General features: G+C 64.9%; 5 protein-coding genes. All 5 read left to right on the top strand.

Annotation, left to right across the window (positions count from 1 at the left end):
- The first annotated feature begins 21 nt into the window (after window positions 1–21).
- The 5 genes from H8A95_RS41775 to H8A95_RS41755 all read left to right on the top strand — a co-directional run bounded on the left by H8A95_RS41775 (window position 22) and on the right by H8A95_RS41755 (window position 4,064).
- Window positions 22–1,146 (top strand): PQQ-dependent sugar dehydrogenase, encoded by a 1,125-nt coding sequence (locus H8A95_RS41775; protein ID WP_229188284.1) that lies wholly within the window; start codon window positions 22–24, stop codon window positions 1,144–1,146.
- Window positions 1,147–1,292: 146 nt separating this feature from the next.
- Entirely contained in the window at window positions 1,293–1,862 is a 570-nt protein-coding gene (locus H8A95_RS41770) for a c-type cytochrome (RefSeq protein ID WP_229188283.1), read from the top strand.
- Window positions 1,863–1,934: 72 nt separating this feature from the next.
- Complete coding sequence (locus H8A95_RS41765) at window positions 1,935–3,326, top strand: amidase family protein (protein ID WP_229188282.1); 1,392 nt, start codon at window positions 1,935–1,937, stop codon at window positions 3,324–3,326.
- A gap of 1 nt (window position 3,327) precedes the next feature.
- On the top strand, window positions 3,328–3,804 hold the full coding sequence (locus tag H8A95_RS41760) for a glutathione peroxidase (protein ID WP_229188281.1): 477 nt from the start codon (window positions 3,328–3,330) through the stop codon (window positions 3,802–3,804).
- Window positions 3,801–4,064, top strand: coding sequence for a DUF3297 family protein (locus tag H8A95_RS41755; protein ID WP_229188280.1), 264 nt, complete (start codon window positions 3,801–3,803; stop codon window positions 4,062–4,064). The genes H8A95_RS41760 and H8A95_RS41755 overlap by 4 nt, the downstream gene beginning before the upstream one ends.
- Window positions 4,065–4,187 lie beyond the last annotated feature (123 nt).

The following is a 4,187-nucleotide window of genomic DNA, read 5'->3' as shown; positions in this document are numbered from 1 at the left end:
GCCGCTGCCGCCGGCTCGCCCATGATCGGCCGTCCGGACAATGAAGCCGCCGCCAAGCTCGCGCCGGTGGCGCCGCCGCCGCTGCCATCTGCGCCCGACAAGCTGCCGCTCGCCAAGCTGAAGGTGCCGGCCGGCTTCAATGTCGAGGTCTATGCCGCGGGCATGGCCAATGCGCGTTCACTGGCGCTCGGCGACAAGGGCACCGTGTTCGTCGGCAGCCGGCTCGTCGACAAGGTCTATGCGATCGTCAACAAGGACGGCAAACGCTCGGTCAAGGTGATCGCTTCCGGCCTCTACCGTCCGAACGGCGTCGCCTTCAAGGACGGCACGCTCTACATCGCCGAGCTGTCGAAGGTCTCCAAGATCGACAAGATCGAGGACAATCTGGACAATCCGCCGAAGCCGACCGTCATCTACGACAAGCTGCCGAAGGACGAGGCGCACGGCTGGAAGTTCATCGCCATCGGCCTCGACAACAAGCTCTATGTCCCGGTCGGCCAGCCCGGCAACAACGTGCTGCATGACGCCGACCACGGTCAGATCCGCCGCATGAATCTCGATGGCTCCGGCGCCGAGGTCTATGTGCTCGGCGTGCGCAACTCGGTCGGCTTCGACTGGAATCCCGAGACCAAGCAGATGTACTTCACCGACAACGGCCGCGACTGGTTGTCGGAGACGGTGCCGGAAGACGAGCTCAACCGCGTCACCAAGGCGGGCGAGGATTTCGGCGCACCGTTCTGCTACCAGGGCAACATCATCGACCAGGAGCTCGGCTGGGGCAAGAACTGCAAGGACTACGCGCCGCCGGTCGGCCTGATGGGCCCGCATACCGCGTCGCTCGGCATGCGCTTCTATACTGGGAGCCAGTTCCCGAAGACCTACAAGAACGCGATCTTCGTCGCGCGCCACGGCTCCTGGAACAAGTCGCAGAAGCAGGGCGGTGACGTCGTCGTCGTCAAGCTGAACAAGGACGGCACCGTGAAGTCGGTCGAGCCGTTCATGACCGGCTTCCTCGAGGACAACAAATATGTCGGCCGCCCGGTCGACGTGATGCTGCTGAAGGACGGCTCCTTGCTGGTCTCCGACGACTGGAACGGCGCGGTCTATCGCGTCAGCTACGGCAAGCCGAAGGTCGCAAATCAGTAAGTATCCATCGTCGTCATTGCGAGCGAAGCGAAGCAATCCATCCCGCCACTTGCGGGGCTATGGATTGCTTCGTCGCTCCAGCGCAAAATTGCTTTGCAATTTTGTCGCGAGCTCCTCGCAATGACGGAACATGCCGGGAGCGCCCTATGCACAAGACGATCATCGCTATCCTGGCACTCGCCACCGTCACTGTGTCCGCCAACGCCGAGACCATCCAGGAGCGCGCTGCTGCGTGCTTTGCCTGCCATGGCGAGCATGGCACGTCGGAAACCGAGAACACGCCTTCGCTCGGCGGCCAGCAGGCGCCCTATGCGCTGATCCAGCTGTTCATGTTTCGCGAGAAGCTGCGCACCTTCGAGCCGATGAACGAGATGGCGAAGGCGATGACCGACGACGATTTGCGCACCTTCTCGGACTTCATCGCCACCTTGCCGAAGCCCACGCCGCCCACTGACGCCGGCGATCCCGCGCGGATGGCGCGCGGCCAGGCGCTGGCGCAGCAGAACCGCTGCAACACCTGCCACAACACCGATTTCTCCGGCAAGGAGAACGTTCCGCGCATCGCCAACCAGCGCGAGGACTACCTCGCCAAGACGCTGGCCGAATACAAGGACAACAGCCGCCACGGCTACGACGCCACCATGGCCGACGTGATGCAGACGGTGGCCAAGGAGCAGATCGGCGACCTTGCCTATTACATCGCGCATGTCCGCTGAAACATCAGGCGGCAGGCCGCTGGCCTTGCCCTTCGTGTGGGGCTAAAACGCCTGCGTCATACGGAGTGTCTCATGCAGGATATTTGGCGTCTGTCGGCGGCCGAGCTCGCCAGCCTCATCAAATCGAAGAAGGTCTCGGCGAAGGAGGCGGCCGAGGCCGGGCTCGCCCGGCTCGACGCGGTCAATCCGAAGATCAACGCGGTGGTCGATCACCGGCCGGACGACGTGCTGGCGCAGGCCGCAAAGGTCGATGCGGCAATTGCGCGTAATGAGGCCTTAGGGCCGCTCGCCGGCGTGCCGGTCACGATCAAGGTCAATGTCGACCAGGAGGGCTACGCCACCACCAACGGCCTGAAGGCGCAGCGCGACCTGATCGCCAAGGTCGACAATCCGGTGGTCGCCAATCTGCGCAGGGCCGGCGCGGTGCTGCTCGGCCGCACCAATTGTCCGGCGGTGTCCTATCGCTGGTTCACCACCAACCTCATTCACGGCGACACCAAGAACCCGCGCGATCCCGGCATCACCCCGGGCGGCTCGTCGGGCGGCGCGGGCTCCGCGGTCGCGGCCGGCATCGGCCATATCGCGCATGGCACCGATATCGCCGGCTCGGTCCGCTATCCGGCCTATGCCTGCGGCGTGCATGGCCTGCGGCCGAGCATGGGCCGCATCCCGGCCTTCAACCCGGCATTGCCCGAGCGTCCGATCGGCCCGCAGATCAGCGCGGTGTCCGGCCCGCTGGCGCGTACGGTGAACGATCTGCGCATCTCGCTCGCGGCGATGTCGGCGCCCGATTATCGCGACCCCTGGTACGCGCCGGTGCCGCTCGAAGGACCGCCGCGCGAGAAGCGCGTCGCGATGTGCCTCAATCCCGATGGTCTCGATCCGGTGCCGGAAGTCGTCGCCGCGGTGGCCGATGCCGGCAAGCGATTGCGAGATGCCGGCTGGATCGTCGAGGAGATCGACGACACGCCGTCGCTGCGCGAGGCGGCCGAGATCCAGACCCGGCTCTGGCTCGGCGACGGCTACGAGGCCCAGCTCGCCTTCGCCGAGCGCGAGGGCGATCCCGGCGCGCTGGCCTGCCTCCGCGGCGTCCGCGCGAGAGTGCATCCGTTCGACCTGTCACAAGCGCTGACCCGCCGCGCCACCTTGACGCGCGACTGGTTTGCCTTCCTCGACAAATATCCGGTGCTGCTGATGCCGGTCTCCGGCGAGCTGCCGTTCCCCGATCATCTCGACCGCAAGGACGAGGCGTCGTTCGCGCGGGTGTGGCACGCGCAGCTGCCGCAGATCGCGATCCCCTTCATGGGCCTACCCGGGCTCGTCGTTTCCACGGGCCTCGTCGGAAGAATTCCGGTCGGCGTGCAGCTGGTGGCGGGCCGCTACCGCGAGGATCTCTGCCTAGCGGCAGGCGAGGCGATCGAGGCCGGCGGCACGCCGTCCTCTCCAATCGATCCGGTGACCTGAGATGGCGACGGTCTACGATTTCACCGCAAAATCGCTCGCCGGTGAGGACATGCCGCTGCGGCAGTTCGAGGGGCAGGTGCTGCTGATCGTGAACACGGCGAGCGCCTGCGGGTTCACGCCGCAATACAAGGGCCTCCAGGAGCTGCACGCCGGTCTCTCGCCGCGCGGCTTTGCCGTGCTCGGCTTTCCCTGCAACCAGTTCGGCGCGCAGGAGCCGGGCGATGCGAAGCAGATCGCCACGTTCTGCGAGACCAACTACGCCGTGACGTTTCCGATGTTCGCCAAGATCGACGTCAACGGCAGTGCTGCGCATCCATTGTACGAACACCTGAAACGTGAGAAGTCGGGCCTGCTCGGGCCGTCGATCAAATGGAACTTCACCAAGTTCCTGGTTGATCGCTCCGGCAAGGTCGTGGCGCGGCATGCGCCGACCGCCCGGCCCGAAGGATTGAAGAAGGATATCGAGGCGCTGCTATGAGCGACGACACCACCAACGACCAATTCCCCGACCGCCTCTCGGTCGATCCGAACAGCCCGTATTACAATGCGGACATTCTCGCGCGCGATGTCGGCATCCGATTCAAAGGTGCCGAGAAGACCAATGTCGAGGAGTACTGCATCAGCGAAGGCTGGGTGCGGGTCACCGCTGGTAACGCCAAGGACCGTTACGGCAATCCGCTGACCATCAAGGTGCACGGGCCGGTCGAGCCGTATTTCAAGGACAAGGCGAAGTCCTGACGGGCAGCCTCTACCGTCATTGCGAGCGAAGCGAAGCAATCCATTCCTACGCTTGTTGAGGCATGGATTGCTTCGTCGCTTCGCTCCTCGCAATGATGGGGTGGACGGCCCCCGACGGCATCA

The sequence above is a fragment of the Bradyrhizobium oropedii genome (assembly GCF_020889685.1).
Taxonomy (GTDB): Bacteria; Pseudomonadota; Alphaproteobacteria; order Rhizobiales; family Xanthobacteraceae; genus Bradyrhizobium; species Bradyrhizobium oropedii.
Note: the sequence above shows the minus strand (reverse complement) of the source record. Positions and strands in the feature narration are given on the sequence as shown.